Below are 3102 nucleotides of genomic sequence, written 5' to 3' on the forward strand. Positions count from 1 at the left end.
ATCGCGCACACCATCGTGGCTCGCAGTCGTTGAAAGGCTGCACCAGAAGCCGGACACACGACCGCACCTAACTGATCCTGCCAAACAAACTGAAAAAGCACTTGCAAAAACCAGGGCGTCCACACAAGCCTTTGCCGCAGGCTCTGCCCAGGCAAAGGCGTAGCTCGAGTTTGTGCGCGCAAGTTGGGCGTCAAGAGGTGAAATCGGCTTCGCCGACGCGCGAAGCGCGCCTCTTGACACCCCATCTTGCGCAATAAGAATTGTTGCGCGGCTTCAAGGCAAGCGAAGTGCGGCCTGAAGCCGTTCTAAGTGATTTGGCTCATCATTAACGATCTCATTAATTGCTTAACCAACGTGCATTCCATTGAGGGAATGCACCTTACCGCGCGGAGCGCATTGCTGTGGAACAGAATTGGAGGTTCTAGTCGCCGCACGTTCTTTCGAGAAAAGCGTGCACTGTCAGTTTTCAGTCGGACTGTGTTGCCGACGCATAATCGCTAAACAGCCAAACGGCGCAAATCGCGACACCGCTTGCGATGAAGAATACCTGGGCACCCAGAACCAGCGTTGGGGCCAAGAAGGCCGCTGCGATAAGCGTGGGGCCGACGAGCATTTCGACTAAGGCGTGCAAGCGCATGGGGATGATCTTCACGAGGCCAAGCGGCATGTCGGTCAGGACCGTCATTGCCAGGTGAACAACTGCTAGCAGATAGGCTAGCATGGCGGGCGCGCCCGAGAATCCGAGGAGCGACGGGGCAGAAGCGAAGACTATTACCGTAGCGTAGTCGAGAATGCCATGGATCGAGGCGTTGAGGATCTTCATAGTTGCCATTCCTTTATGGAGCAATTGGTACAATACTGGGCAAGGCCGTATGCTCCCTGATGCCTTGCTTAGTTTTCAAATTCTTGAGGACGCTTGTAGCGTGAACAAAAGTGTCTGCTTGGCCGCACCAATTTCCTCTTCGAGCATTCCGGCCTTTGCCAGCACCAGAATGCCCTGGACACCGGCGACAGCATGTAATGCGAGAGCGGAAATGGCGCTATCCGATAGGACGCTTCCGTCCATATCAGCGATGCTTAGAGCCATAGCGAAATGGTGCCGCAGGAGACGCACCCCTTGGTTAAGGCGGTCGCTCACGTCTTCGTCCTGAACTCCCATCTCCAGCGCTGTGTTGCCAATCAGGCAGCCGCGCCAACCGATTGTCCTTCCGTTGGGATCGCGTGCTACAGTCAAGATCGCGTCTAGCAGACGGGAAACTGCTTGGTCCCGGCACTTTACGCCCGCCAGCGCTTCGGCCAGCACGTGGTCGACCGCACTGAAATACCGGTCGAGGACTGCAAGGAACACCGCATGCTTGGAAGCGAAAGCGTTATAGAAGCTTGCTTTGCCAAGCCCCATCGCGTCCAGCAATTCTGGCATGTGCGTGCCCTCGTATCCCTGCCGCCAGAATAGGGGCAGCGCTTTGGAAATGACGGCGGCAGGATCGAAGAGCTTGGGGCGCATAGGTATGTATTAGACCAATCGCTCTAATACGTCAACTGGCAAAAGCTTTTTGAGGTCGCAGCCTTTAAGGTTCGCTCACATCCGGCAACCACAAAGATGCTGCCAGCGGGCTGACCCAGCCCCCTTGGCTTCCACGATCTCGATCAGAGCAATGTTGCTTTCATTACTGACAGCTTTCGCCCCTTCGCGCCCCCGAAACCAGACCATCCGCTTTCGGCCAGTCCTCCCCATTGAGCCGCCATTCTGGGGTGCGCCAGAGGTTGCCATTTGGGGCGGTTTGTCGGTTGCTTGGAAGCGGACATTCAACGGATAGAATTTTGAAGGAGGCTTCAAACCGAAACCCGATGCGCCGAATTAATGGCAGACACTATCGGGTAGTGTTTCAATCGGCTGCGTTATCGCGGAGAGCCTCTGCAGTTCCAGCGTGATAGCCTTCATTATACCGCTCATGCACGTACCACATGGCAGCGAATACAACCACTAAAGTGACACCCGCAGAGACGAGAGTTGTCGTCCAGCTAGCTGACGGCGACAGCGGCTCAGTCGGTGTTCGCTCATTCTCAACCACTTTTGTCTCCAGTGATGGGACAGACTTTTTCCATCAACCAACACGCCAATAGTCAGGTTATCTTGTTTATCGCGAACACTCAAATTCGCAAGCTGACTGCATTTCAAGCTCTTGTGACGTTTTCAGGCTGACATCCGACTTAGATGATCTCAGGACTTGCTCGACCGTGGTGTATTCCATGGCTGGAAAGCATTCTACAGCGCTGGTAGGTCAATCCAAGGAGGGCTCTGATATGGTGGTTCTTTGCTCCGTCAGGTGTTTGACCAGCTTCCAAACTGTAAACAGGCTTGCAATCAACCCAATGAGCATTGCCGGCAAGCTTCCAGCGAAAAATCCTGAGATAATGACGCTTATAGTGATCAAAGGTCCACATGCATGAAACACGAGTTGGTACCATTTCTTCTCAGCAAGCATTGAGTCACTGGCGCAGGACGTAGCTACGGCAAAGCCTGAAAGTGTTATTGCTTCTATCAAGCTAATGTTTTCAAAGATGAGATTTGAGAATGACATTAATCTTACCCGTGATTGCTGACGGCAAGTATGCAACTAAATCGCTCGGTATGTCCAGACTTATCTGACCAGTTTGGACTGGAGCAAAATGGGACCTTTGGAGCACGGATCAAATCTTTTCGAATAGCGCTGTTCGAAATGTGCCTTGCCACTGTCCCCACCCAAAAGCTTGCGCCATCCCTACACGGAAGCTGTCACTCTTAAATGGCAGCTTTCAACGGCCGTGCGTCCCAAAGCAGACCATCCGCAATCGGCCAGCGAACGAACCCGCTCCGCGGGAGGGCGTGCTTGATTGGCGGGGCATGTGGGGTTTTGAGATTGCGATTTAGGTTGAAGAGGCGGGTTTGGGCTCTGACGTTGGTGGCTCCTTTAACCAGATAGGAGCAACCTGTTATGACCAGAGCCTTTTTACCGACCCCAGCCACATCTTTGCGCCAACGCATGATCGAAGACATGACCCTGCGGGGGTTCCAAGATAAGACCCAGCGGGGCTATATTCGCATTGTCAGCGCCTTTGCAG

At 53.7% G+C, this 3102-nt stretch carries 3 protein-coding genes; all 3 read right to left on the reverse strand.

Translation table 11 applies throughout. From position 1 onward, the window contains the following. Positions 1 to 466: 466 nt before the first annotated feature. The 3 genes from ACIQ20_RS16295 to ACIQ20_RS16305 all read right to left on the reverse strand — a co-directional run bounded on the left by ACIQ20_RS16295 (position 467) and on the right by ACIQ20_RS16305 (position 2072). The gene (locus ACIQ20_RS16295; protein WP_395782170.1) at positions 467 to 823 is read right to left on the reverse strand and encodes a hypothetical protein; all 357 of its coding nucleotides are present in this window, start codon (positions 821 to 823) and stop codon (positions 467 to 469) included. 75 nt (positions 824 to 898) lie between these two features. Beyond that, positions 899 to 1504: a TetR/AcrR family transcriptional regulator gene (locus tag ACIQ20_RS16300; protein ID WP_395782172.1), complete on the reverse strand. Its 606-nt coding sequence runs from the start codon at positions 1502 to 1504 to the stop codon at positions 899 to 901. Positions 1505 to 1886: 382 nt separating this feature from the next. Beyond that, complete coding sequence (locus ACIQ20_RS16305; RefSeq protein WP_395782174.1) at positions 1887 to 2072, reverse strand: hypothetical protein; 186 nt, start codon at positions 2070 to 2072, stop codon at positions 1887 to 1889. Positions 2073 to 3102 lie beyond the last annotated feature (1030 nt).

This window comes from Aquidulcibacter sp., from assembly GCF_044346625.1.
In the GTDB taxonomy this organism is placed as follows: domain Bacteria; phylum Pseudomonadota; class Alphaproteobacteria; order Caulobacterales; family Aquidulcibacteraceae; genus Aquidulcibacter.

Bases quoted from the DNA above. Each gene is read 5' to 3' on its own strand.
- ACIQ20_RS16295 (WP_395782170.1), bottom strand. From the start codon at position 823: ATGAAGATCCTCAACGCCTCGATCCATGGCATTCTCGACTACGCTACG.
- ACIQ20_RS16300 (WP_395782172.1), bottom strand. From the start codon at position 1,504: ATGCGCCCCAAGCTCTTCGATCCTGCCGCCGTCATTTCCAAAGCGCTG.